25 protein-coding genes and 1 pseudogene are annotated in these 22,254 nt (G+C 66.0%); 9 read left to right on the top strand and 17 right to left on the bottom strand.

The window, feature by feature from the left end:
- The first annotated feature begins 21 nt into the window (after positions 1-21).
- Entirely contained in the window at positions 22-741 is a 720-nt protein-coding gene (locus BBJ41_RS28355) for a polysaccharide deacetylase family protein (RefSeq protein ID WP_156814882.1), read from the top strand.
- A 24-nt stretch (positions 742-765) separates the two neighbouring features.
- Here BBJ41_RS28355 and BBJ41_RS28350 read toward each other — a convergent pair whose 3' ends face one another.
- Both BBJ41_RS28350 and BBJ41_RS28345 read right to left on the bottom strand, forming a co-directional pair.
- Positions 766-1,923 carry an alkane 1-monooxygenase gene (locus tag BBJ41_RS28350; RefSeq protein WP_069749510.1) on the bottom strand — a complete coding sequence of 386 codons (1,158 nt, stop codon included), beginning with the start codon at positions 1,921-1,923 and terminating at the stop codon, positions 766-768.
- A gap of 35 nt (positions 1,924-1,958) precedes the next feature.
- The gene (locus BBJ41_RS28345; RefSeq protein ID WP_069749509.1) at positions 1,959-2,990 is read right to left on the bottom strand and encodes a 2Fe-2S iron-sulfur cluster-binding protein; all 1,032 of its coding nucleotides are present in this window, start codon (positions 2,988-2,990) and stop codon (positions 1,959-1,961) included.
- A gap of 137 nt (positions 2,991-3,127) precedes the next feature.
- Here BBJ41_RS28345 and BBJ41_RS28340 point away from each other — a divergent pair, with 137 nt between their 5' ends.
- Positions 3,128-4,135: an AraC family transcriptional regulator gene (locus tag BBJ41_RS28340; protein ID WP_069750406.1), complete on the top strand. Its 1,008-nt coding sequence runs from the start codon at positions 3,128-3,130 to the stop codon at positions 4,133-4,135.
- 205 nt (positions 4,136-4,340) lie between these two features.
- Here the strand turns inward: BBJ41_RS28340 and BBJ41_RS28335 are convergent, their stop codons facing one another.
- Complete coding sequence (locus BBJ41_RS28335) at positions 4,341-5,183, bottom strand: oxidoreductase (RefSeq protein ID WP_069749508.1); 843 nt, start codon at positions 5,181-5,183, stop codon at positions 4,341-4,343.
- A 26-nt stretch (positions 5,184-5,209) separates the two neighbouring features.
- Positions 5,210-5,932 carry an SDR family oxidoreductase gene (locus BBJ41_RS28330; RefSeq protein ID WP_069749507.1) on the bottom strand — a complete coding sequence of 241 codons (723 nt, stop codon included), beginning with the start codon at positions 5,930-5,932 and terminating at the stop codon, positions 5,210-5,212.
- A gap of 99 nt (positions 5,933-6,031) precedes the next feature.
- Here BBJ41_RS28330 and BBJ41_RS28325 point away from each other — a divergent pair, with 99 nt between their 5' ends.
- Positions 6,032-6,934 carry a LysR family transcriptional regulator gene (locus BBJ41_RS28325; RefSeq protein ID WP_069749506.1) on the top strand — a complete coding sequence of 301 codons (903 nt, stop codon included), beginning with the start codon at positions 6,032-6,034 and terminating at the stop codon, positions 6,932-6,934.
- Between the two features lie 211 nt (positions 6,935-7,145).
- Here BBJ41_RS28325 and BBJ41_RS41690 read toward each other — a convergent pair.
- The 4 genes and pseudogenes from BBJ41_RS41690 to BBJ41_RS41290 all read right to left on the bottom strand — a co-directional run.
- A pseudogene (locus tag BBJ41_RS41690) lies at positions 7,146-7,319 on the bottom strand (Crp/Fnr family transcriptional regulator); the annotation flags it as partial.
- Between the two features lie 121 nt (positions 7,320-7,440).
- Positions 7,441-7,707: a DUF1488 family protein gene (locus BBJ41_RS28320; protein WP_069749505.1), complete on the bottom strand. Its 267-nt coding sequence runs from the start codon at positions 7,705-7,707 to the stop codon at positions 7,441-7,443.
- Positions 7,708-7,893, bottom strand: coding sequence for a hypothetical protein (locus tag BBJ41_RS28315; protein ID WP_069749504.1), 186 nt, complete (start codon positions 7,891-7,893; stop codon positions 7,708-7,710).
- A gap of 531 nt (positions 7,894-8,424) precedes the next feature.
- Positions 8,425-8,580: a hypothetical protein gene (locus tag BBJ41_RS41290; RefSeq protein WP_163012966.1), complete on the bottom strand. Its 156-nt coding sequence runs from the start codon at positions 8,578-8,580 to the stop codon at positions 8,425-8,427.
- A 679-nt stretch (positions 8,581-9,259) separates the two neighbouring features.
- On the opposite strand from BBJ41_RS41290, the gene BBJ41_RS28310 reads away from it, so the two are divergent.
- The 3 genes from BBJ41_RS28310 (at position 9,260) to BBJ41_RS28300 (ending at position 10,888) form a co-directional block, all read left to right on the top strand.
- Positions 9,260-9,799 (top strand): trimeric intracellular cation channel family protein, encoded by a 540-nt coding sequence (locus BBJ41_RS28310; RefSeq protein ID WP_418222306.1) that lies wholly within the window; start codon positions 9,260-9,262, stop codon positions 9,797-9,799.
- Between the two features lie 114 nt (positions 9,800-9,913).
- On the top strand, positions 9,914-10,531 hold the full coding sequence (locus BBJ41_RS28305) for a LysE family translocator (protein ID WP_069749502.1): 618 nt from the start codon (positions 9,914-9,916) through the stop codon (positions 10,529-10,531).
- Positions 10,532-10,639: 108 nt separating this feature from the next.
- On the top strand, positions 10,640-10,888 hold the full coding sequence (locus tag BBJ41_RS28300) for a hypothetical protein (protein WP_069749501.1): 249 nt from the start codon (positions 10,640-10,642) through the stop codon (positions 10,886-10,888).
- A gap of 97 nt (positions 10,889-10,985) precedes the next feature.
- Here the strand turns inward: BBJ41_RS28300 and BBJ41_RS28295 are convergent, their stop codons facing one another.
- The 7 genes from BBJ41_RS28295 to pobA all read right to left on the bottom strand — a co-directional run bounded on the left by BBJ41_RS28295 (position 10,986) and on the right by pobA (position 17,944).
- Positions 10,986-12,344, bottom strand: a complete 1,359-nt coding sequence (locus BBJ41_RS28295; RefSeq protein WP_069749500.1) for an MFS transporter — start codon at positions 12,342-12,344, stop codon at positions 10,986-10,988.
- A 201-nt stretch (positions 12,345-12,545) separates the two neighbouring features.
- Positions 12,546-12,932: a 4-carboxymuconolactone decarboxylase gene (gene pcaC, locus BBJ41_RS28290; RefSeq protein WP_069749499.1), complete on the bottom strand. Its 387-nt coding sequence runs from the start codon at positions 12,930-12,932 to the stop codon at positions 12,546-12,548.
- Positions 12,933-12,942: 10 nt separating this feature from the next.
- The gene (gene pcaD / locus BBJ41_RS28285) at positions 12,943-13,728 is read right to left on the bottom strand and encodes a 3-oxoadipate enol-lactonase (RefSeq protein ID WP_069749498.1); all 786 of its coding nucleotides are present in this window, start codon (positions 13,726-13,728) and stop codon (positions 12,943-12,945) included.
- The gene (locus BBJ41_RS28280; RefSeq protein ID WP_069749497.1) at positions 13,728-15,101 is read right to left on the bottom strand and encodes a 3-carboxy-cis,cis-muconate cycloisomerase; all 1,374 of its coding nucleotides are present in this window, start codon (positions 15,099-15,101) and stop codon (positions 13,728-13,730) included. The genes pcaD and BBJ41_RS28280 overlap by 1 nt, the downstream gene beginning before the upstream one ends.
- An 83-nt stretch (positions 15,102-15,184) precedes the next feature.
- Positions 15,185-15,841: a CoA transferase subunit B gene (locus BBJ41_RS28275; RefSeq protein WP_069749496.1), complete on the bottom strand. Its 657-nt coding sequence runs from the start codon at positions 15,839-15,841 to the stop codon at positions 15,185-15,187.
- A 10-nt stretch (positions 15,842-15,851) separates the two neighbouring features.
- Positions 15,852-16,568: a 3-oxoacid CoA-transferase subunit A gene (locus BBJ41_RS28270; protein WP_069749495.1), complete on the bottom strand. Its 717-nt coding sequence runs from the start codon at positions 16,566-16,568 to the stop codon at positions 15,852-15,854.
- Between the two features lie 143 nt (positions 16,569-16,711).
- Positions 16,712-17,944 (bottom strand): 4-hydroxybenzoate 3-monooxygenase, encoded by a 1,233-nt coding sequence (pobA, locus tag BBJ41_RS28265; RefSeq protein ID WP_069749494.1) that lies wholly within the window; start codon positions 17,942-17,944, stop codon positions 16,712-16,714.
- 116 nt (positions 17,945-18,060) lie between these two features.
- Here pobA and BBJ41_RS28260 point away from each other — a divergent pair, with 116 nt between their 5' ends.
- The 3 genes from BBJ41_RS28260 to BBJ41_RS28250 all read left to right on the top strand — a co-directional run bounded on the left by BBJ41_RS28260 (position 18,061) and on the right by BBJ41_RS28250 (position 20,518).
- Entirely contained in the window at positions 18,061-18,987 is a 927-nt protein-coding gene (locus tag BBJ41_RS28260) for a LysR family transcriptional regulator (protein WP_069749493.1), read from the top strand.
- A 92-nt stretch (positions 18,988-19,079) separates the two neighbouring features.
- The gene (gene folE / locus BBJ41_RS28255) at positions 19,080-19,715 is read left to right on the top strand and encodes a GTP cyclohydrolase I FolE (RefSeq protein WP_069749492.1); all 636 of its coding nucleotides are present in this window, start codon (positions 19,080-19,082) and stop codon (positions 19,713-19,715) included.
- Positions 19,715-20,518 (top strand): SDR family oxidoreductase, encoded by an 804-nt coding sequence (locus BBJ41_RS28250; RefSeq protein WP_069749491.1) that lies wholly within the window; start codon positions 19,715-19,717, stop codon positions 20,516-20,518. The genes folE and BBJ41_RS28250 overlap by 1 nt, the downstream gene beginning before the upstream one ends.
- 182 nt (positions 20,519-20,700) lie before the next feature.
- Here BBJ41_RS28250 and epsC read toward each other — a convergent pair whose 3' ends face one another.
- Positions 20,701-21,621: a serine O-acetyltransferase EpsC gene (gene epsC / locus BBJ41_RS28245; RefSeq protein WP_069749490.1), complete on the bottom strand. Its 921-nt coding sequence runs from the start codon at positions 21,619-21,621 to the stop codon at positions 20,701-20,703.
- Positions 21,622-21,757: 136 nt separating this feature from the next.
- Positions 21,758-21,991 (bottom strand): hypothetical protein, encoded by a 234-nt coding sequence (locus BBJ41_RS28240; protein WP_048250603.1) that lies wholly within the window; start codon positions 21,989-21,991, stop codon positions 21,758-21,760.
- Positions 21,992-22,254: the final 263 nt, after the last annotated feature.

Below are 22,254 nucleotides of genomic sequence, written 5' to 3'. Positions count from 1 at the left end.
CCGCCGATGCCTGAGCCCGCCATGCGCCATCCGATCCTGATGTATCACCAGATCCGCCCGCTGCCGCCGCCGGCCGACCGGCTGCGCGGCCTGAGCGTCGCGCCCGATGCCTTCCGCCGCCAGATGACGCTGTTCAGGCGGCTCGGCTACCGCGGCCTGAGCGTGGGCGAACTGCAGCCGTATCTTCGCGGCGAGCGGCACGGCAAGGTCTTCGGCATTTCGTTCGACGACGGTTTTCGCAACGTGCTCACGCATGCGATGCCCGTGCTGGACGCACTCGGGTTCACCGCAACCTGCTACTTCGTCGCCGGCCGGTTCGGCGGCGAGAACGACTGGGATGCGCTCGCCGATACCGCGCGCGCACCGTTGATGACGTGCGAGGAGATGCTCGCGTGGCGCGATCACGGCCATGAAATCGGTTCGCACACGCTCGATCACGTCGCGCTGTCACGTGTGCCGGAGCATGCGTCCGATCTTCAGATCACCGAATCGAAGCGACGACTCGAAGCGATGAGCGGCCGGCGCGTCGAATCGTTCTGCTATCCGTACGGCGACCTGGACGCGCGGGTCCGGAACCAGGTCGCGGCCGCCGGCTACGGCAACGCGACGACGACCCGGCGCGGCTACGCCGATACGGCCGACGATCCGTTTCTGCTGCCGCGGATTCCGGTGGCGGGCGGCGTCGGCGCGTTTCGGTTGCTGTTCAAGTGTGCGCGCTGGCGTATGCGCAAGCGCGGGTAGCGCCGGGCATGCGCGTTGGCCTGCTCACGTCGCGGCAGCAAACCTGGCTACGCCGCTGCGCGCGTTCGCATCGGCGGCGAGGCGTCTTTCGCGTTCCGTCGCGTGGTCGCGATCCCACGCGAGCACCTTCGGCGTCATCAGCCGGTGCCAAAGCGGCGGGATCATCGCGACGACGATCGTCGTCAGATAACCGCCGATCATCATCGGCGCATCGGAAAACGGCTTGAGATCCTGGTAAGGCACTTCACCCTGCGCATGATGATGCGAATGGCGCGTCAGGTTGAACATCGACCACGAACTGATGCGCCTGTTCGTATTCCACGAGTGACGCGGCTGAACGGGCGTGGCCGGATCGCGCACGATGCCGTAGTGCTCCATGTAGTTGACGATTTCCAGCAGCGCCTTGCCCCACAGCGCGCAGACCATGAAATAGGCGGCCGTTCTCCATCCGCCGACGCCCCATGCGCACGCGAGCAACAGCACGCTCATCAGGTGCCCGCGAATAACCGCATTGAACGGCGTGAGCAGCCCGTGCCCGGCGCGCTTCAAGCGCTTTCCCTCGATCTTCCACGCGCTGACGTTACCCCGGATCGTCGAAATGATCACGTGCAGGTAGACGTTGCGGCCGCGCGGGGCAGTCGCGGGATCTTCCGTCGTCGACACGTAGCGGTGATGCCCGTATACGTGCTCGATCGAGAAAATCGTGTCGAAGCTGAACGCCAGCAGCCAGCGGCCGATGAACATCGACATCCGGTCCCAGGTGCGATGCGTCAGCTCGTGCGCGGGAATCGTCCCGATCATGCCGATCATCAGGCCGGTCAGCAGCACGCCGGAAACGTGGTGCCCCCAACCCGTCGCGGCGCGCGCAGCCAGGGCGTCGTATCCGGTCACCCTGCCGACCAGCGCGCCGAACCCGAGCGGATCGGATGGACTGATCGACCACACCGACGCGAACACGATCAGCGACAACAGCGGCAACGCCATCCAGAGCTGGAACGTCAGGATGCCGGAATGCCGCAGCACGGGTGTCGACGTGTCATCGCCGGCTATCGCGTCGCCGACGATATAGAACATGACGATCGCGATGAAATCAGCCGTGATCCAGGCGCCGCCGGCGACGAACGCGATGACCGACGCGATTCCGACAAGGTGGAACAGAAAGTACTTCAGGTAATGGAACATATCGACGTGTCCTCCTCCATGTTGGTATTTGAAATTCAGGCCGCAGCCTGAATGTCGTGCTGCGTGGTGAAACGATCCGCGTGGATATGCGCGCGAGAAAGGCCGCGCGCGATCAGCACGTCGGTGGCTGCATCGATCATCCGGGGCGGCCCGCACAGGTACGCATGCGCGTCCGGCGGCAAATCGGCGGCGATACCGTCGGTCACCAGCCCGCGCGATCCGCGCCATGACGAATCGGCCGGCTCTTCGGACAGGATCGGCAGGAAATCGAAGCGGCCCTGCCAGCGGCCGGCAAGATCGCGAATCGTGTCGAGCGCGTACAGGTCGCGCTGCGCGCGGGCGCCGAACAGCAGCGTGACGGGGCGTGCCACGCGCGCCGCCGCCCCCTCTTCCAGCAGTGCAAGAACGGGCGCAAGCCCGCTGCCGCCGGCAATCAGGATCAAAGGAGCGCCAGCCGGACGCATCCAGAAATCCCCGAGCGGGCCTTCGACCGTCACCGTCCGGCCAACGAGGTCGTGATCGTGAACATGGCCGGAAAACACGCCGCCCGGCACCTTGCGCACGAAGAAGAACGCTTGCGCATCCGGCCGCACGTTCGTTGCAAACGAGTAATTGCGCGCTTCGCCGGGTAACGACGCGATCGACACCAGCGCGTACTGCCCGGCCTTGTACGGAAGCGCTTCGTCGAGCTGGACGCGCAAGCGCAGGATGTCGTGCGTCAGCCGGTCCTGGCCGATCACGCGGCCGTCGATCTTCCGCCGCGCGCCATAGCGGCTCGTGTCGACGGCGATTGTCACGTCGGATTGCGGGATGCTCTGGCACGCGAGAATGAACCCCTGATCGAGCTCTTCGTCGGACAGGATGTATCCGCTTTGCGTGAGTTCCTTCACACGCCCGTCGATCAGCTGGCACTTGCAGGTCGCGCATCCGCCGACCCGGCAGCTATGCGGGAAATCGATGCCCTGGCGCAATGCCGCCTGCAACAGCGTTTCCGCGGGTTGAACCGTGATCGCGCGATCGTTGATGACGGCCGTCACAGTCTTGGATTTTGTCAGGAGCCTGAACATGGTGCGATCCGTCCGGTCGGTGCGGTTGAGGTAGGTTCATCGTAGGGAACCGGCCGCCGTTACGGGAGTGCGCGAATTGACATCGATGGCGCATTTAATGTCAATTGATGTCCGTCGCCTCACCAAGGATGTCCGACATGTCCGAGACGGACTTTTTTCTTCAACCGCAATACGTGTTTCAGATCTCGGATCAGCTCGTCCGGATGGGTGCGCATTTGCCCGACTGGTTTGTGCAATTGCAGCATCCCGGGCCGAACGGTGAGCTGACCATCCGCGATTTTTCGTTCGACGCATTCAAGCGGCTGGTGCGCGATGCGATCGACGCGACCGGCGAGCCCGCATTCGGGTTGCTCGTCGGCGAACGCTTGCGCGTCGGCAGTCACGGGATACTGGGCTATGCGGTCACCAACAGCGTGACGCCGCGGCAAGCACTCGAACTCATCGAGCGTTTCGTGCAGGTGCGGACCTCGCTCGTTTCCGCGAAGCTCGTGATCTCGGGCGAACATGCGCAGCTCGTATTCGCCGAGTGTCATCCGCTCGACAGGATCCGGCAGCCCGTGATGGAGGCGATCGTATTGACGATCAAGAATATGCTCGACTACATCACGCGCGGCGCGAACCCGGCATCGTTCGTGGCGCTCCCGTTCGATGTGCCCGACTACGCGAATCTCGCAAGAGACTTGTTCGGTTGCGACGTGCGTTACGGCGCCGAATGGGCCGGCATGGCATTCCCGGTCGCCGATCTCGACCAGCCGCTCGGCAGCAGCAATCCGCGCGCGTTGACGGAAGCGGTGCGCGTCTGCCAGGTCGAACTCGCGAACCTGACCCGACAGCACGCGCTTTCATCGAGGGTCCGCCGGTTGATGTTCGAGAAGGTGGGCGATTTCCCGTCGCAGCAAGTGACGGCACAGCTGCTGAACATGACGCCGCGCACGTTGCACCGGCGATTGACCGACGAGGGCACGTCGTATCGCGACATCCTGGAAAGCGTGCGCCACAAGCTCGCGGTCGAGAGCGTCAAATCGGGCAAGCTCAGCCTGCAGGAAATCGCGTTCCTGCTGGGCTACGACAGCCTCGGAAATTTCCGGCGCGCCTTCATACGCTGGGAAGGCAAATCGCCGTCCGAATATCGTCGATCGGTGTAGTGCGTGTTGCACGCACCGCTCACTACCGTCAGCGCTGATCCAACGCCTCGCGCTTTGAACCTCGCGCTTCGCGCCGAACAACGCGCGATGTCGACCGGGATATGGTCGACGCGCCGGGCGCATCGCGGTGGCCTCACCTGCGCATGCGACGCATCGGCACGTCGGCACGTCGGCACGTCGGCACGTCGATTTCACCCGGCCGGCATCACGCCGGGAAATCGGCACTTTTCGTCGTGTCCGCCCACGCTTCGAAGTTCTCGCGCAGCGCATCGAGCCGCGCAAGCGCGACCTTGAGCGCGATGCTGCCGAGCAGAAGCCGCAGCGGCGGCTCCCCGGCTTCGTACGCGGCGATGATGGCCTGCGCGGCACGCGCCGGGTCGCCGGGCTGCTTGCCCGATACCGCGCGCGTCGCGGCACGGCGTTTTCCGGCCGTTTCCGCGTAGTCGTCGATCACCGTCGCGGATTCGACCATCGAACGGCCGGCCCAGTCGGTGCGGAAGGCGCCCGGTTCGACGAGGGTGACGCGGATGCCCAGCGGCGCGACTTCATGTGACAACGATTCGGACAACGCCTCGACCGCGAATTTCGTCGCATGGTAATAACCGGTCGCGGCGAACGCGACGAGCCCGCCAAGCGACGAGAAATTGAAGATGTGGCCGCGGCGCTGCTGCCGCATGCCGGGAAGCACGCGCTTCGTCAGCGCATTGAGGCCAAAGACGTTGACCTCGAACTGGTTGCGGATCTCGCGGTCCTCGCCCTCCTCGATCGCGGCCAGATAACCGTAGCCGGCGCAGTTGGCGAGCACGTCGATCGTGCCGAAACGCGATCGGGCGTTCTCCACGGCGCTGTCGATCGAAGCCGGATCGGTGACGTCGAGCGGCAGCAGCAGCGCACGTTCGCCGTATCGGCGGGAGAAATCCGACAGGCTGTCGGGCCGGCGCGCGGTCACGACTGCGCGCCAGCCGCGTTCGAGCACGGCTTCGGCCAGCGCGCGGCCGAGGCCGGACGATGCGCCGGAAATGAACCACACGGGTGATCGATCGTTCATCGGTCGTTCCTCGGGAATGCGGGGTTTCAGCTGACCTGGCCGGTCGGCCGGATCGTCAGTTCGTTCACGCTGACGCTCGCCGGCGACTCGATCACGTGGCGCACCGCGCGCCCGATATCCGACGGTTGCAAGGCGATCGCGCGGTACTCGTGCATGAATGCCTGGGTCGGCGCGTGCGTGATCGTGTCGGCCAGTTCGCTTTCGACGACGCCCGGGTTGATGCAGGTGATCTGCAGCGCCGGATGTTCCTGGCGCAAGCCATCCGACAACGCGCGCACCGCGAACTTCGTTGCGCAGTAGACGGCGGCGGTCGGCACGACCGACAGCGCGCCGATCGACGCGATATTGATGATCTGCCCCGTGCCGCGCGCGTCCATGTGCGGCAGCACGGCCGCGATGTTCCACAGGACGCCCTTGATGTTGACGTCGATCATGCGGTCCCATTCGTCGTGATGACCGGCGACGAGCGGCGACAGCGGCATGATGCCCGCGTTGTTCACCAGCACGTCGATCCGTCCCCACGCTTCGAGTGCCGCATCCGCGAATGCCTGCGCCGAACGGCGATCGGTGACGTCGAGCGCGCAGGTCTCGACCGCCGCGCCCGTCGCGCGCAGATCGCGGGCGATGGCGTCGAGCCGGTCCGTGCGGCGCGCACCCAGCATGAGCTTGACGCCCGGTGCGCCGAGTGCGCGTGCAATGCCTTCGCCGATTCCGCTCGACGCACCCGTGATGAGAATGACTTTGTCCATGACGACTCCCTGTTTCGATGGGAGAACGATATCGCCGCTTCTCTGTCGCTTGTAGATGGTTAATACTGCACGGGTTGGTTAGCGTTACTGGACAATGATATGGACCTGAATCTTCTGCCGCTCCTCCTCGCGGTCGCGAAAGAACGGAATTTCCGCGCGGCGGCCGACCGGATGGGCGTCACGCGTTCGGCGGTCAGCCAAGGCATCCGGCGGCTCGAGGACAGCCTCGGCGTCGCGCTGGTGGTGCGTACGACACGGTCGGTTCAACTGACCGAAGCGGGCATGCAGTTGGTTCAGTCGCTGGAAGGGCCGCTGGTCGACATCGGCAGCGCGCTCGACGCGACGGGCACGACGGACGCGCCGCGCGGCCATCTTCGGCTGACGGCCACGTCGATCGCCGAACCCTTTCTCTCCGGCCCGCTGCTGGCGAGCTTCGCCGAGCGCTATCCCGACGTGACGATCGACGTGACCGTCACGGACGAGGAATTCGATATCGTTGCGCGGGGCTTCGATGCCGGAATCCGGCTCGGCCAGGTGATCGAGAAGGACATGATCGCCGTACCGCTGGGCGGCGAGCAGCGCGAGCGCGCGGCGGCGGCGCCGGGTTACGTCGAGAAACATGGCGCGCCCGGCCACCCGAACGAGCTCGTCCGGCATCGCTGCATCGGCTGGCGCCTGTCGCCGGAGCTTGCGCCTTATCGCTGGGAGTTCGTCGAAGACGGCCGCCCGTTCGACGTCGCGGTCGAGCCGCAGCTGACGACGAACGACCTTCGCCTGATGCTGCGGCTCGCGCTGGCGGGGGCCGGCATCACGTTCGCGCCCGAAGACTGCCTGCGCGCGCATTTCGACGACGGCTCGCTCGTGCCGTTGCTGGAGGAATTCCTCCCGCCGTTTCCGGGCTTCTTTCTCTACTTTCCCGGGCGACGCAACATGGTGCCGAAGCTGCGTGCATTGATCGACCATGTACGGCAATGGCAAGCGCCTTCCGGCGTCACGGATTGACTCGCGCCGCTCGAGCCGAAATAAAACCGCACAAGTGAAACGGATAGCAGCGGCCCGCTTCCCTCGCGGCGTACCTGTCATCATGAAAATTGCGGCTGGTCTGCGGCCTGCGCGTCATGTGCCGCGATGCGCCCGCACGCTTCGCGCAGTCGGTACGCTGCCGTACGGGCCTGACGGCACGGGTACGCGCGTGGCCCCGGTGACGGTTATGCAGGCGTTGCAGATCCGGGAGCAAGCCATCGAATTTTCGCCGGGCCACGCCGCAGCATTCGCACACGCGCTTTTCAAGCTCGGCGCGATCCAGTACCTCGATGTGCCCATGACCGGGCCGGATCAACCCGGCATCCAGAAGTTTCAGCACGGCTTCCGTCGTGCCCGATCGCCGGAAAGTTGCTGCAGGTCTGCCTTACCGAGCCATCAGGCTTTTTCGCCAGAATGATTAGCAGTCCAGATACAACACGACAAAGAAAGCGCATGCCGAATACGTGCGTAAACGGAAAGCACGCTCACGAGATCGTGTACCGGTTCTGGGGGCCGCCCTTGTAAAGCTCCCTGGCGAGCCCCAGAATCCGGTCGCGGTTGCGGTCGAATGCCGCAAGCAACGCGGGCTCGCTGGAATCCATGCCGGTGTTCAGTTTCGCCAGCATCGTATCGACGACCTGGAAGGTAATCTCGCGAGCATTGTCGTAGCCCCAGAAGCACACACAGTGCCTGGACGTGTCGTAGGTGCGGCTGGGATTCGGGAAGTTGAGCGTCGCGTCACTTTTTCCCATCTAGCCCTCCTGACAGATATAGCGCCACTTGCTCGCGTTGACGTTGATGCGCGCATCATTCTCAGCCCGCTTCTCGGCGCGTTCGATGTCCGCGCGCTTCAGCGCCTGGGCGCGAGACTTCTGCAGGTCGACGTAATCGTTCTGCCGGACGGGCGTGGCCGACTTCGGTGTGGTTTGCTTGGGCATGCCGGTTCCCGAAAAATGAATTTCAAATGTCAGGACCGTCGCGGCGACCGAATTTCGTCGTCGTCCGCCGTACACGAGGCATGAACGACTACCCGCGGGCCTGCCGCCGACGGCCTCTCTTGCGCACTGAACTGCCGGATCGAGCCTCACGGGAAGGCCGGGTTGACGCGCGACGTCAGCAGCTTCGACGTTCTCGCGCGGGATCGTGGTGGTGAGCGTTCTGCGGAGCCGTGCGGGCAGGGGGAAGCGTAAGGAGTCGAAACAAAAACGCCGGCGCGCACATCGAACCTCATGAGAATGCGCCCTATATCACGGCCATGCAAGCGCTATCTCGCATCGACGGCACGATCGGCACGATCTCCGTCACGCCACACGGGTGTCATCAACTCAGGCATCGCAGCCTTCGGCCGGTGTATTACCCGACCCCATGCCCCGGTGCAGCGCAGTGCGCGCGACGGCGGGTTCGACGTGGCGCGCAACTGTATTCACTACGTCGCAGAGCGGGATCGGAACCGCATTGTCGACACCACATCAATGCTTGTGGTGCATCCAGCTCATGTGATGGGCATCAAGCCACTGAACCATCCCTTCGCTCTTGTGGTCGCGCAGGTAGCGTTGCACCAGCATGACCACGATGGCCAATACGACGGCCAGGCCAACCACAAAGCTAATCATTGACTGAGTCATGGCAGCCTCCTTACCAGGTCGCGACCATCTTTACATTGTAGGTGACGTACTCACGGAAACCAGCATCCGTCCTGACCCTATCCATCAGGAAAACAAATCAGAAATTTCCTGTTTTGGTGGTCGATGAAGGCTGCGAGCTTCGCTCCGGATTCGGCTAATTTCCTGGTGCGTCAGACAAAAGATGGGGGGTGCTCAGATGGATTCTGCCGACTGCTCGCCAGCAGTCTCGCGACTGACGCTCGGAATGTGCACGGCAATTCAGAACGCGATGTGATTGCTTTACCGACAGGCGTGCGCCTCATCAATATTTGATATGGAGTCCATCATTTATCGCACTTCGGAGCATGCGCAGACCGCACGTAAAATCACGATCGGTCAACCCGCGGCTCAAGATACCAAGGCACGTCGAGTTCCGGATGCGCTTCGCGTACGATTCGTTTGGTCACCACCCATGTCCCGAGCTCCGGTCCGGCATCGAGAAACGCGTCGTCACCACTCGCGCGTCTCGCCAGGAACCTGTACCCGGAAACCCGTGCCGCTTGTTTCACCATTTTCATGCAACGTCCGCTCGTACGCGGGCTCTCCTCTTCCGCGCTCAATGAAAACTACGACGAAGCTCGTTCTGGCAGCCGATCTGGCAGGCACAGCCGTATTCGCCATCGAAGGCGCGATCGCCGCCATGCGCGGCGGCCTCGATCTGCTCGGCGTGATGGTCATCGCGTTCACCGTGGCGCTCGGCGGCGGTGTAGTCCGGGACCTGTTGATCGGGGCAGCGCCGCCGAATGCAATCCGTGACTGGCGCTACCCGGCACTCGCGTTCACGATGGGGCTCCTCACCTTCGTGTTTCACGCGCAAATCCTCGCCATTCCCGAACCGATCCTCGTCGCGCTCGATGCGGCTGGGCTCGCGTTGTTTGCGGTCGCCGGCGCGCAGAAGGCAGTCGAATACGGGATTGGTCCGTTCATCGCGGCGCTGATGGGTGCCGTGACGGGCGTCGGCGGTGGCGTGGTGCGCGACCTGCTGCTCGCGCGCGTGCCGACCGTCCTGGTGGCCGACATATACGCGAGCGCGGCGTTCGTCGGCGGCGTGCTCGTCGTTGCCGGCCGCCGCGCAGGATTGCCGCCAGTCGTTGCGGCGGTGGGTGCGGGCGCCGCCTGCTTTGCCCTGCGGCTCACCGCCGTGCGTTATGGCTGGCATCTGCCGCGTGCGGAGCTTTGATACCACCACCCCTCCCCGTACCGGCAATCGTCAAACAAACTGTACCGGTACTGTACAGAAAACCGTCGCTAAACTGACCTCCATCCCAGTCTCGAACCGAATGGAGAATCCGCGATGGAATTCCTCACCCTGAGCGCGCTGCCCGCCGGCATGCTGTTCGCGCTCGTCACGTCGATCACGCCCGGCCCGAACAACACGATGCTGCTCGCGTCCGGCGTGAATTTCGGTTTCCGCCGCACGATGCCGCACCTGTTCGGCATCAGCATCGGCGTCGCGATCCTGATGCTGTGCGTCGGCTTCGGCCTCGGCGAGGCGTTCAAGCGCCTGCCGCTGCTTTACACGATCCTCGAAGCCGCGAGCGTCGCGTACCTGCTTTATCTCGCGTGGCGCATCGGCACGTCCGGCGAAGTGAAGGCGCACGGCGGCAAGCCGCGGCCGATGACGTTCATCGAAGCCGCCGCGTTCCAGTGGGTCAATCCGAAGGCATGGATGATGGTGCTGACCGCCGCGACGACGGTCCGCCTGTCCGCCGACTACGGCATGAACGCCGCGTGGATGGCCGTCGTGTTCATCCTGATCGGCTTTCCGTGCATCTGCCTGTGGGCCGCATTCGGCCTCGGCCTGCGCCGTTTCCTGTCGAACTCCCGGGCGCTACGCATCTTCAACGTGACGATGGCCGTGCTGCTGATCCTGTCGCTGTATCCGCTGATCGCGCATCTGCTGCCGCAGTAAGCGCTCACAGCGCGCGCGTTGAGATTCGCGCGACGCAGGCGTACCCTCTCGGTACGGGCGCGCGCGGCCGCTTCACCGGCTGCGCCGCTGCTGCCGGGAGACAAGCCCATGAAGCCATTGCTGAAGGCAGGCGAGCACATCGAGGGGATGCACTGGGTCGCCGAGTATCGCCCGCTCACGCACGATATCCGCGTGCTGCGCGAGAACATCGAAGTCGGCACTTACTGCGCGCCGCCGACGCTGTTCGGCGACGAGGAAGAGATGGGCGCCGCGAACCTCGCCGATCATCGCGGCCGGGAGGCCGCGCTGCGCGCGTTTCTGCGCAACTTCGTCAAGGAACACGACGCGGAGGAATAGCGGCGCGAAGCCGCCGGATCGGCAGGGCTGCGAAAAGCAGCCTGCCACGCGTTCGCGCATCGGCCCGCGCGCAGGATGCGCGCCGGCCGCGGCCTGCTCAATGCCCGAGCGACTCGATCTTGCCCGCCGGCTGCGCGACGCCATGCGGCCGCGCCATCTGCTTGATCAGCAACGCGACGCAGGCCAGCACGCCCGCAACCGCGATCGTCGCGAACACGCCCGCGAACGTGAAGTGGCGGCGCGTCAGTTCGGCGACGAGGAACGACCCCGCAATCCCGCCGAAGCGGCCGACGCCGAGCATCCACGCCACCCCCGTGCCGCGCCCTTCGGTCGGATAGAACGCGGCGGCCAGCGCCGGCATCGACGATTGCGCGGTGTTCATCAACACGCCGGCCACGAACACGACCAGCACCAGCAGCCCGACGTTGCCGGCCGCCTGCCCGATCGCATACACGCTGACGGCCGTCAACGCATAGCACACGGCGATCACGCGGTTCGCGTTGAACCGGTCCATCAGCACGCCACACAACACGGCGCCCACGCCGCCGAGCGGGAACAGCGCGGAGATCAGCGTCGCGCTCTTCGGCGTCAGGCCGGCATCCTTCAGCAGGATCGGCATCCAGTTGATCGACGCGTAGAAGATCACGAGGCCCATGAAGTACGCGATCCACAGCATCACGGAGCCGACGATGTACGAGCGCGACAGCACGACGCCGAGGCCCTTGCTGCCCGTCTGCGGCGCGGCTTCGGTCATCGCGAACGAGCCGGCGTTCAGCGCGTCGCGCGAGATGCGCGCGAGCGTTGCACGGATCTTGTCGACGGTCTGGCCGCTCGCGACCATGAAGCGCACCGATTCAGGCATCTTCAGCAGCAACAGCACGCCGAGCAGCAGCGGCGTCACGCCGCCGAGCATCAGCACGCTGCGCCAGCCGAAATGCGGAATCATCCACGCAGCGAGAAACCCGCCGAACGCGGCGCCGAGCGGGAAGCCGCAGAACATCAGGTTGATCACGGTCGCACGGCGCTTGTCCGGGCAGAACTCGCCCATCATCGTGACCGCGTTCGGCATCGCCGCGCCCAGCCCGACGCCGGTGATGAAACGCAGGATCGTCAGGTGCCCGATGGTCGTCGAGAAGGCGGACACGAAACACGCGACGCCGAACAGGAACACCGAGCCGAGCAGCAGCGAGCGGCGCCCGAGCCGGTCGGACAGCGGGCCGGACACGAGCGCGCCGCACGCGAGGCCGAACAGCGCGGCGCTCAACACGGGCGCGAGATCGGGTTTGGTCAGGTTCCATTCGCCCAGCAGCGACGGCGCGATGAAGCCGATCGCGGCCGTATCGAAGCCGTCGAGCAGCACGATCACGAAACACATGAGGAACACGAGCCACTGAAAGCCGCCGAACGGCTGCTCGTTGATGAAGGTCTGGACATCGACCACGGGTGCGCGATTCATCGCGAGTCTCCTGGATATATATCTGAGCAATACGGCCTGAAGGCCGCGCCCTTCCTTTGTTCGCACACCGGCCATCCGGTGCGCCGCGCGCCGATACTCTGCCGGCGCGTTCATCGATGCCATCGTCGACGGCTCACATGCAACAGCAAGCCGCGCGATCGGTTGCGGCCGCCCTCAGCCGGCCGCGCCTGACCGGCCGTCTTACGCGGCCGCGTCCTGTTCCTTGAAGATCCTGTCCGCGAGATGGAACGCGGAATTCGCGGCCGGCACGCCGCAATAGATCGCGGTCTGCAGCAGCACTTCCTTGATCTCGTCGCGCGTGACGCCGTTGTTGCGCGCGGCGCGCAGATGCAGCGCCAGTTCCTCGCCGCGATTGAGCGCCACCATCATCGCGATGGTCAGCAGGCTGCGCGTATGGCGCGGCAGGCCGTCGCGCGTCCAGATCTCGCCCCATGCGTAGCGCGTGATCAGGTTCTGGAATTCGTCGGTCACCTCGGTGCGGTTCTCGAGCGAACGGTCGACGTGCGCGTCGCCGAGCACCGCGCGGCGCACCTTCATCCCTGCTTCGTAACGTTCCTGGTCGTCCATCGTCGAACCCTCACGCAGTCAGAAAATCGAGCAGCGCGCGGTTGAAGCCGTCGGTGCACTCGATGTTCGAAATATGCGCGGCGTCGAATTCGACGTGACGCGCACCGGGAATCGCGGCCGCGAGCGCACGGCCCAGATCGGGCGGCGTCGACATGTCCTTCGCGCCGGTCACGACGAGCACCGGCAGCGCGATGCCCTTCACTTCGTCGCGCAGGTCGGCCGCGTTCAGCGCGTCGCAGTTCGCTGCATAGCCGTCCTTGTCGGTATGCACGAAGGTGTCGCGGATCGCGTCGAACAGGCGCGGCTCGCGTTCGACGAATGCGTCCGTGAACCAGCGCGGCAGCACGGCGTCGGCCAGTGCGGCCATCCCTTCGGCGCGCGCCTTCTGCGCACGCGGCGTCCAGACTTCCGGCGAGCCGATCTTCGCGGCGGTGTTCGACAGCACGGCGCGCACGATGCGCGATGGAAAGCGCGCGGCCAGCGCCGCGCCCGTCAGGCCGCCCATCGAGATCCCGCAGAAATGCGCGCGCGCGATGCCGACGTGATCGAGCAGGCCGATCACGTCGCCGGCGAGCTGCTCGATCGTGTACGACCCGGCCGGCGCATCCGAATGGCCGTGGCCGCGCGTGTCGTAGCGCAGGATGTTGAAGTGCTGCGTGAGCGGACGGATCTGCGGCGCCCACATCTGCAGGTCGGCGCCGAGCGAGTTCGAGAAGACGAGCCACGGCGCGTCGTCGCGCGCGGCACGGTCGATCCGGTAATGCAGTTTCACGCCGTTGACAGTGGCGAAAGGCATCAGTGTTCTCCTGGTTGTGTCGTGCCCGCATGCAGCGCGAGCACGGCGTCGACGTAGGCCTGCGCCTCGCCGACGTAATGTGCGGGATCGAGCAGCCGCGCGAGCGCGTCGCGCGACAGGTGGGCCGAGACGGTCGCATCCGCGGCGAGCACGTCGAACAGCGTCGCGCCCGCGCGCACGGCTTCCTTCGACGCGTGCTCGACGACGTGATGCGCATCGAGCCGGCCGATGCGATCGCCGAGCGCGAGCATCACGGCTTCGCCGAGGATCAGCCCGTGCGTCAGGTCGAGGTTCGCGGCAAGGCGTTCGGTGTTGACGTCGAGGCCGGCGACGATCTGCGCGATCTGCGCGAGCGCGCCGCCCGTCAGGCGCGCGAGGTCGGGCAGCGCATCCCATTCGGCCTGCCAGCCGCCGAGCGCGCGCTCGTGCTCCTGGACCATCCCCGCGAACACGGTCGCGACGAGGTTCGGTGCGCGTACGGCAGCGGTCAGCACGGCCGCGCAGCCGACCGGGTTGCGCTTGTGCGGCATCGTCGACGAGCCGCCCTTGCCGGCGGCGGCCGGTTCGCCGAGCTCGCCGACTTCGGTCTGCATCTGCAACGACACGTCGCGCGCGATCTTGCCGAGCGTGCCCGTCAGCATCCCGAAGCATGACGCGGCTTCCGCGATGCGATCGCGCTGCGTATGCCACGGCACGGCCGGCACGGCGAGCTTCAGGTCGGCTGCCAGCGCGGCCGTCACGCCGGCCGCGTGCTCGCGCAGGCTCGCGAGCGTGCCCGCCGCGCCGCCGAATTGCAGCACCAGCACGCGTGCGCGCAACTCGGCGAAGCGCGTGCGATGGCGCAGCAGCGCATCGAGCCATTGGGCGAATTTCAGGCCGAGCGTGATCGGCAACGCCTGCTGCAGCCACGTGCGGCCGATCATCGGCGTCGCGCGGTGCGTACGCGCGAGCGCCGCGAGCGACGCGCAGGCTTCGTCGAGCATCGGCTCGAGCACGTCGAAGGTATCGCGGAGTTGAAGGACGGTCGCGGTATCGATGATGTCCTGGCTCGTCGCGCCCCAGTGCACGAACTTCGCAGCCTCGGGGTCGTCGGCCTTCACTTGCGCGGTGAGCTGCTTGACGAGCGGAATCGCGAGATTGCCGCCGAGCGCGGCGCCGTGCGCGAGCGCGTCGGCATCGAGCCGGCTCGCGTCGCATGCGCGTTCGATCGGCGCGACCGCGGCGGCAGGAATCACCTGCTGCGCGGCGAGCGCACGCGCGAGCGCGGCCTCGACGTCGAGCATCCGCTGGATCGTCGCGTGCGGCGACCAGATCCGGTTGAGCGGCTCGGTGCCGCAGATGAGGGAGGTCAGGCGGGCGCTGTCTTCGAGCATGGCATCAGATTGGGGAAACGGCGTGCGCCTATTGTCCACCCAAGCGTGCCGGCGTGCGCTCGCGCGCGCCGGCCGCTTCCGGTTCAGGCGGCGGCCTTTTGCGTCGCGTCGATCAGCGGCACGCCGGTCAGCTTCTGCAGTTCGTCGAACGACAGGTCGGTGAAGATCTCGCTCACCGCGAGGCCGTCGGCCGTCACGTCGAGCACGGTGAGATCCGTATAGATGCGGCTCACGCATTGCACGCCGGTGACCGGATACGAGCACTGCGCGACGATCTTGCTTTCGCCCTGCTTCGTCAGGTGCTCCATCATCACGAACACCTGCTTCGCGCCGATCGCGAGATCCATCGCGCCGCCGACCGCCGGAATCGCGTCGGGCGCGCCCGTATGCCAGTTCGCGAGGTCGCCGGTCGCGGACACCTGGAACGCGCCGAGCACGCAGTAGTCGAGGTGGCCGCCGCGCATCATCGCGAACGAATCGGCGTGGTGGAAATACGCGCCGCCGGTGAGCAGCGTCACGTGCTGCTTGCCGGCGTTGATCAGTTCGTCGTCTTCTTCGCCGGGCGCGGGCGCGGGGCCCATGCCGAGCAGCCCATTCTCGCTGTGCAGGAAGATTTCCTTGCTCGGGTCGAGGTGGTTCGCCACCAGCGTCGGCACGCCGATGCCGAGGTTCACGTACGCGCCTTCGGGGATGTCCTGCGCGACGCGCTTGGCCATTTCATCGCGGGTCAGTCGTTTCATGTCGATCTCCTCAGGCGGCTTGCGATGCAGCGTGTTCGGCGGCCAGCTCGGCCGCGTGCGCGGCCTGCGGCACCTCGACGACGCGCTGGACGAAAATGCCCGGCGTCACGATGTGTTCCGGGTTCAGCGCGCCGAGCGGCACGACTTCCGACACCTGCACGATCGCGACCTTCGCGGCGCTCGCCATGATCGGCCCGAAGTTGCGCGCGGTCTTGCGATACACGAGATTGCCCCAGCGATCGCCCTTGTACGCCTTCACGAACGCGAAATCGGCGTGGATCGGCGTTTCGAACACATACTGCTTGCCGTCGATCACGCGCGTTTCCTTGCCTTCCGCGAGCTTCGTGCCGTAACCGGTCGGCGCGAAGAAGCCGCCGATGCCGGCGCCCGCCGCGCGGATGCGCTCCGCGAGGTTGCCCTGCGGCACGAGCTCCAGCTCGATCTCGCCCGCGCGGTACAGCCCGTCGAACACCTGCGAGTCGCTCTGGCGCGGGAACGAGCAGATGATCTTGCGCACCTGTTTCGCCTTGAGCAGCGCCGCGAGGCCCGTCTCGCCGTTGCCCGCGTTGTTGTTGACGATCGTCAGGTCGCGCGCGCCCTGCTCGATCAGCGCGTCGATCAGCTCGGACGGCATGCCGGCCGTGCCGAAGCCGCCGATCATGATTGTCGCGCCATCGTGGACGTCGGCAACCGCCGACTGAAGCGATTCGAAAATCTTGTTGACCATGTCTCTTCCTGATACGAACCCGCGGCACGATGCGCGGCCTGTCGAGGGGACACGCGCGTGCCGCGTGCCGCGCCGGGGCCGATATCGAACCCGGCATTTGTTCGCTATTCGAACCTAGATTCGATTAGCGAACGATGCGCCGATCATAGAGTCGCGCACAGCGCGTTGTCAAGGCGGGTTGCCTCGGGGGGCGTCGCATCGTCGAACGGCAATCCGACGTAGTTTTCGGCGAGCGATTGCGCGGCGGCCCGCGAGCGCGTCACGTATTTCAGTTCGGCAAACTTCAGGCGATTGACGAACGGCGAATCCTCCGGCGACGAATGCAGCATGTTCGTCATGAAGTACGAGAAGTGTTCGGCGCGCCAGACGCGTTCGAGGCAGGTCGCGGAATACGTGTCGAGCAGCGTCGCGTCGCCGTTCCGGTAGCGCGCGCCGAGCGCGCGGGACAGTGCGCGGACGTCGGCCACCGCGAGGTTCATCCCCTTCGCGCCGGTCGGCGGCACGATGTGCGCGGCATCGCCGGCGAGGAACAGGCGCCCGTGCTGCATCGTCTCCGACACGAAGCTGCGCATCGGCGTCACGCTTTTCTGCGTGATCCGGCCCTCGGTCGGCGTCCAGCCGGTGTCGTTCGAAAAGCGCGTGTGCAGTTCGTCCCAGATCCGCGCATCGGACCATTCGGCCAGGTTTTCGTCGGGCTTGCACTGCAGGTAGAGTCGGGTAACCGTCGGCGAACGCATCGAGAACAGCGCGAACCCGTTGTCGTGGTGCGCATAGACCAGTTCGTCGAGCGACGGCGCCGCGTCGGCGAGGATGCCGAGCCACGCGAACGGGTAGACGCGTTCGAACGTATTCAGCCGCTCGGCCGGGATCATCTGGCGCGCGATGCCGTGGAAGCCGTCGCAGCCGGCGATGTAGTCGCAGTCGATGCGGTCTTCGCGGCCGTCCGCGTGCTTGAACGTGACGAACGGGTGCTCGCCTTCGACATCGTGCAGCGCGACGTCGCTGACTTCGAAGTGCATCGCGTGGCCCTGCTCGACGCCCGCCGCGATCAGGTCGCGCACGACTTCGTGCTGGCTGTAGACGGTGATCGCGCGCCCGCCGGTCAGCGCGCTCAGGTCGATGCGGTGGCGCTGGCCCGAGAAAAGCAGCTCGATGCCGTGATGTTCGAGCCCTTCGCGGCGCATCCGGTCGCCGAGGCCGGCTTCGTTCAGCGTGTCGACCGTGCCCTGCTCCAGCACGCCGGCGCGGATGCGGTTCTCGCAGTATTCGCGCGAACGCGCTTCGACGAGGATGGAATCGACGCCTTGCAGGCGCAGCAGATGGGAAAGCAAAAGGCCGGACGGACCGGCGCCGATGATGGCGACCTGGGTGCGCATTGTTCGTCTCCTGAACATTGGTTCGAGTAATGGAACACATTTGAGCGCTTTCCCGACTATGCGGCAACGCGATTCAGGAGATATGTTGTATACGTTTTGAAGATAGTGGCCCGGTGATGGATACGCTCGATCTCAACCTCATTCCGTACCTCGTCGCACTCGACGACACGCGCAACGTCAGCCGCGCGGGCGACCTGCTCGGCGTGAGCCAGCCGCGCGTGAGCACGGCGCTCGGCAGGCTGCGCGAGTATTTCGGCGATCCGCTGTTCGTGCGCACGTCGCGCGGGATGGAGCCGACGCCGCGCGCGCTCGCGCTGCTGCCGGCCGCGCGCGACGCGCTCGCGCAGATCGAGCGCGGCCTCGTCGCGCCGCACGACTTCGATCCGGCCGCGAGCACGCATACGTTCTCGATCGCGCTGTCGGACGTCGGCGAGATCGTGTTCCTGCCGAAGCTGCTGCAGGCGTTCGCGACGCGCGCGCCGCACGCGAACCTGCGCTCGGTCTCGCTCGCGCACGACGAGGTCGGGCGCGGCCTCGAAGCCGGGTCGATCGATCTCGCGGTCGGCTACTTCCCCGATCTGGACGGCAACAACTTCTTCCAGCAGCGTCTGTTCACGCACCGGTTCGTCTGCCTGATGCGGCGCGGCCATCCGTTCGAACAGGCGCCGCCGTTCACGGTCGAGCAGTTCCTCGCCTGCGGGCACGCGGTGGTGCGCGCGGAAGGCCGCAGCCAGGAGGTGCTCGAGAAATATCTCGCGAAGCAGCGCATGCAGCGCCGCGCGGTGCTCGAAACGCCGCACTTCATGAGCCTGCCGTTCATCCTGAGCCGCACCGACCTGATCGCGACGGTGCCGCATGCGATCGGCTATGCGTATGCGGCCGAGCACGCGTTCATCGTGCCCGTCGAGCCGCCGCTCGCGCTGCCGCGCTTCGACCTGAAGCAGCACTGGCACCGCAAGTACCACAACGATCCGCGCACCGCGTGGCTGCGCGGCGTGGTCGCATCGCTGTTCAACGACGAGCAGGACGAATGGCCCAAGTAAGCGCCGGGGCCCGGCACGCACGCCCCGCGAAAGCATGAAACAATGCCCGGATTCAGGCCGCCTCGGGCGGCTGCATTCGATGGAGTCTGTACATGGGTAAAAAGAAGACCGTGCGGCCCGAGCCGGCCGCGGCATCCCGACCGAGCCGTGAAGAAGCCGAGGACGCCGTCCGCGTGCTGTTGCGCTGGGCCGGCGACGATCCCGCACGCGAAGGCCTGATCGACACGCCCGCGCGCGTCGTGCGCGCATACGAGCAGTTCTTCGCCGGCTATGCGCTGGAGCCGCGCGACATCCTCGCGCGCACGTTCAGCGAAGTCGATGGCTACGACGAGATGATCGTGCTGAAGGACATCCGTTTCGAGAGCTACTGCGAGCACCACATGGTGCCGATCATCGGCCGCGCGCACGTCGCGTATCTGCCGAACCATCGCGTGGTCGGCATCTCGAAGCTCGCGCGCCTCGTCGACGCGTTCGCGAAGCGCCTGCAGATCCAGGAAAAGATGACCGTGCAGATCGCCGATACGCTGTTCGACGTGCTGCAGCCGAAAGGCGTCGGCGTGATCCTCGAAGCCGCGCACCAGTGCATCTCGACGCGCGGCGTGCACAAGCCGGGCGTCGAGATGGTCACGTCGCGCATGCTCGGCACGTTCCGCACCGATCCGTCGACGCGGCGCGAATTCCTGTCGATCGTCGCCAATCCTTCTTCAGTCAACCTGACGAACACGTAATGGAGTCGACGAAGCAAACGGCGCACGCGCCCGTCGTGCTCGTGACCGGCGCGGCGCGCCGGGCCGGGCGCGCGTTCGCCGAGTATTTCGCCGCGCACGGCTATCGCACCGCGGTGCACTACGACCGTTCGGCCGATGCCGCGCAGGCGGCGGCCCGCGCGATCGCCGAACGCGGGCCCGATTCGATCGCGCTGCAGGCCGACCTGTCGGATGCCGCGCAGATCACCGCGCTGATCGATCAGGTGTATGCACGTTTCGGGCGCCTCGACGTGCTCGTCAACAACGCGTCGGTGTTCTGGCAGGATCATTTCCCGAGCTTCGACCTCGCGGCGTTCGACCAGGCATGGGCCGTCAACTGCCGCGCGCCGATCCTGCTCACGCGCGCGTTCTACGAGCGGGCCCGCGCGGCCGGCACGCAGGGTGTCGTCGTGAATGTGGTCGACCAGAAGATCAAGGAAAACTTTCACCGCGACCACTTCAGCTACACGGTCGCGAAGGCCGCGCTCGGCAATCTCACGCAGATGCTCGCGTTGTCGTCGGCGCCCGTGCTGCGCGTGAACGCGGTGTCCCCGGGGCTGATGCTGCCGAGCGACGACCAGACGCAGGCCGACTTCGAACACGCGAGCCGCGCGTCGACGCCGCTCGCGCGCATTGCCGGCCCCGACGATGTCGCGAGCGCAATCCTGCTGCTGACGGGCAACGCGTACAACGGCGTCGATTTCGTGGTGGATGCGGGGCAGAACCTGATCCGCGTCGACCAGGACGTGCTGTACAAGCACCGCTCGCCCGACGGCAAGCACTGACACGAGCGTCGTGGCGGCCGCGCGCCGCCTTCGCTCGCCGGAGCGCTCGGCCGGTCGGACATCGCGTCGCACACGATGTGCATCGGCAGCTGCGCGCCGGCCGCTCCGGTGCCCTGATGCGCTGCGGCCCTTCGCCGGGTTGCGTTGCGCGAAAGACGCCCTCGCCTTTCGCGCGCACCGCGTTACGGCTTGTCGGCGCTCCCGCCTTCGCGAACCTTGCCCTGCGCGACGCTCGTGCCGGGCGGCACGCTGTGCGTGAGCCACACGTTGCCGCCGATCACCGAGCCGCGCCCGATCGTCACGCGGCCGAGAATCGTCGCGCCCGCGTAGATCACCACGTCGTCCTCGACGATCGGGTGCCGTGCGTTGCCCTTCACCAGCGCGCCTTCGCCATCGGCCGGGAAGCTCTTCGCGCCGAGCGTGACGGCCTGGTACACGCGCACGCGCTCGCCGATGATCGCCGTTTCGCCGATCACGACGCCCGTGCCGTGGTCGATGAAGAAACTCGGGCCGATCCGTGCGCCCGGGTGAATATCGATGCCGGTGGCCGAATGCGCGATTTCATTGATGAAACGTGCGAGCAGCGGCACGCCAAGCTGGTGCAACGCGTGCGCGAGCCGATGGTGCATCATCGCCAGCACGCCGGGGTAGCACAGCAGGATCTCGGTGATGTGCTGCGCGGCCGGATCGCCCGCGTACGCGGCCTGGATATCGCTGACGAGCAGCGCGCGGACCGCCGGCAACTGGCGGCCGAACTCGCGCGCGATCTCGAACGCGCGTTCGTCGAGCACCGCGAACGGCGTGTCCGCATACTCGGGCAGAAACGGCAACGCGCGCCGGATCTGTTCGGACAGCACACGCAGCGTGCTTTCGAGCGTGTGGCCGACGTAGTAGTCGACGCTTTCGTCGGTGAGATCCGGCGCGCCGTAGTGCGTCGGAAACATCGACGCGCGCAGGCCGGTCACAATCTTGCAGATCGCGTCGCGTGACGGCAGTTCGCGGATGCCGCGCGGGTGGCGCGTGCGATGGAGTTCCTCGCGCGACTCGCGCAAGCCGGCAACGATTTCTTCGAGGCCCCACTGACGGGCGGGTGATGTCGACATATGCCAATGCAGGCGGCCGCGCTCGGTCGCACGGCCGCTAATAAAGTGACGGGTTCCGCAAGATTACCGCGTTTTCTGTCGGGAGCGGCACGCCGGGAATCGGCCGGACGGCCGACGGCGCCGGAACGCGGCGGCGTCAGATCGTGATGCTGCTCGCGTCGATCCAGCGCACGGCCCAGTCGCGCGCGTGCGCGATCGCGGCGTCTTCGTCGTTGAACTGGAGCTCGATCGGAAAAAAGCGGTTCGCAACGAGCTCCCCGTCGCTCGATCGGGAGATCACGACGTAGGGCTTGAACGAACCGTCACTGGCGCGTGCGGGCGCGCAATTCAACAGATAACCGCGGTGCGTGAAGGCAGTAGTCGCTTGCATGAATCCGCCACCTCTAGTCCCTTGCTTTGTTGTTCACTACCCGTCTTAAGGGTGCTGCGGCGCCCCGGCGCGGGCAGAGGCGGCGAGATCGCATCCCCTGTCGCCGCTTCGCAGGAAAAGAATCATACTCTGTAGAAAACGCGTCTTCTAGCTGAAATAAATCACGACAAATCAGTGCGCGCCGCGCGACCGCGGCGATCGTCCGCGCGCCTTTTCCCGTCGTACCCGGAACGGGATTTGCTTCGATCCGGACCGCTTCGCCG

The sequence above is a fragment of the Burkholderia stabilis genome, assembly GCF_001742165.1.
In the GTDB taxonomy this organism is placed as follows: Bacteria; Pseudomonadota; Gammaproteobacteria; order Burkholderiales; family Burkholderiaceae; genus Burkholderia; species Burkholderia stabilis.
The sequence above is the reverse complement of the archived record's forward strand: the minus strand, read 5'-3'. Positions and strand labels throughout refer to the sequence as shown.

Excerpts from the sequence above, each read along its gene's own strand:
- BBJ41_RS28275 (WP_069749496.1), bottom strand. The coding sequence starts at position 15,841 with ATGAAACGACTGACCCGCGATGAAATGGCCAAGCGCGTCGCGCAGGAC.
- BBJ41_RS28340 (WP_069750406.1), top strand. The coding sequence starts at position 3,128 with ATGTCCGAGACGGACTTTTTTCTTCAACCGCAATACGTGTTTCAGATC.
- epsC (WP_069749490.1), bottom strand. The coding sequence starts at position 21,621 with ATGTCGACATCACCCGCCCGTCAGTGGGGCCTCGAAGAAATCGTTGCC.
- BBJ41_RS28350 (WP_069749510.1), bottom strand. The coding sequence starts at position 1,923 with ATGTTCCATTACCTGAAGTACTTTCTGTTCCACCTTGTCGGAATCGCG.
- BBJ41_RS28240 (WP_048250603.1), bottom strand. The coding sequence starts at position 21,991 with ATGCAAGCGACTACTGCCTTCACGCACCGCGGTTATCTGTTGAATTGC.
- BBJ41_RS41290 (WP_163012966.1), bottom strand. The coding sequence starts at position 8,580 with ATGACTCAGTCAATGATTAGCTTTGTGGTTGGCCTGGCCGTCGTATTG.
- BBJ41_RS28280 (WP_069749497.1), bottom strand. The coding sequence starts at position 15,101 with ATGCTCGAAGACAGCGCCCGCCTGACCTCCCTCATCTGCGGCACCGAG.
- BBJ41_RS28295 (WP_069749500.1), bottom strand. The coding sequence starts at position 12,344 with ATGAATCGCGCACCCGTGGTCGATGTCCAGACCTTCATCAACGAGCAG.
- BBJ41_RS28310 (WP_418222306.1), top strand. The coding sequence starts at position 9,260 with ATGCGCGGCGGCCTCGATCTGCTCGGCGTGATGGTCATCGCGTTCACC.
- folE (WP_069749492.1), top strand. The coding sequence starts at position 19,080 with ATGGGTAAAAAGAAGACCGTGCGGCCCGAGCCGGCCGCGGCATCCCGA.
- BBJ41_RS28355 (WP_156814882.1), top strand. The coding sequence starts at position 22 with ATGCGCCATCCGATCCTGATGTATCACCAGATCCGCCCGCTGCCGCCG.
- BBJ41_RS28305 (WP_069749502.1), top strand. The coding sequence starts at position 9,914 with ATGGAATTCCTCACCCTGAGCGCGCTGCCCGCCGGCATGCTGTTCGCG.
- BBJ41_RS28345 (WP_069749509.1), bottom strand. The coding sequence starts at position 2,990 with ATGTTCAGGCTCCTGACAAAATCCAAGACTGTGACGGCCGTCATCAAC.
- BBJ41_RS28335 (WP_069749508.1), bottom strand. The coding sequence starts at position 5,183 with ATGAACGATCGATCACCCGTGTGGTTCATTTCCGGCGCATCGTCCGGC.
- pcaC (WP_069749499.1), bottom strand. The coding sequence starts at position 12,932 with ATGGACGACCAGGAACGTTACGAAGCAGGGATGAAGGTGCGCCGCGCG.
- BBJ41_RS28250 (WP_069749491.1), top strand. The coding sequence starts at position 19,715 with ATGGAGTCGACGAAGCAAACGGCGCACGCGCCCGTCGTGCTCGTGACC.
- BBJ41_RS28325 (WP_069749506.1), top strand. The coding sequence starts at position 6,032 with ATGGACCTGAATCTTCTGCCGCTCCTCCTCGCGGTCGCGAAAGAACGG.
- pcaD (WP_069749498.1), bottom strand. The coding sequence starts at position 13,728 with ATGCCTTTCGCCACTGTCAACGGCGTGAAACTGCATTACCGGATCGAC.
- BBJ41_RS28270 (WP_069749495.1), bottom strand. The coding sequence starts at position 16,568 with ATGGTCAACAAGATTTTCGAATCGCTTCAGTCGGCGGTTGCCGACGTC.
- BBJ41_RS28260 (WP_069749493.1), top strand. The coding sequence starts at position 18,061 with ATGGATACGCTCGATCTCAACCTCATTCCGTACCTCGTCGCACTCGAC.
- BBJ41_RS28320 (WP_069749505.1), bottom strand. The coding sequence starts at position 7,707 with ATGGGAAAAAGTGACGCGACGCTCAACTTCCCGAATCCCAGCCGCACC.
- BBJ41_RS28330 (WP_069749507.1), bottom strand. The coding sequence starts at position 5,932 with ATGGACAAAGTCATTCTCATCACGGGTGCGTCGAGCGGAATCGGCGAA.
- BBJ41_RS28315 (WP_069749504.1), bottom strand. The coding sequence starts at position 7,893 with ATGCCCAAGCAAACCACACCGAAGTCGGCCACGCCCGTCCGGCAGAAC.
- pobA (WP_069749494.1), bottom strand. The coding sequence starts at position 17,944 with ATGCGCACCCAGGTCGCCATCATCGGCGCCGGTCCGTCCGGCCTTTTG.
- BBJ41_RS28300 (WP_069749501.1), top strand. The coding sequence starts at position 10,640 with ATGAAGCCATTGCTGAAGGCAGGCGAGCACATCGAGGGGATGCACTGG.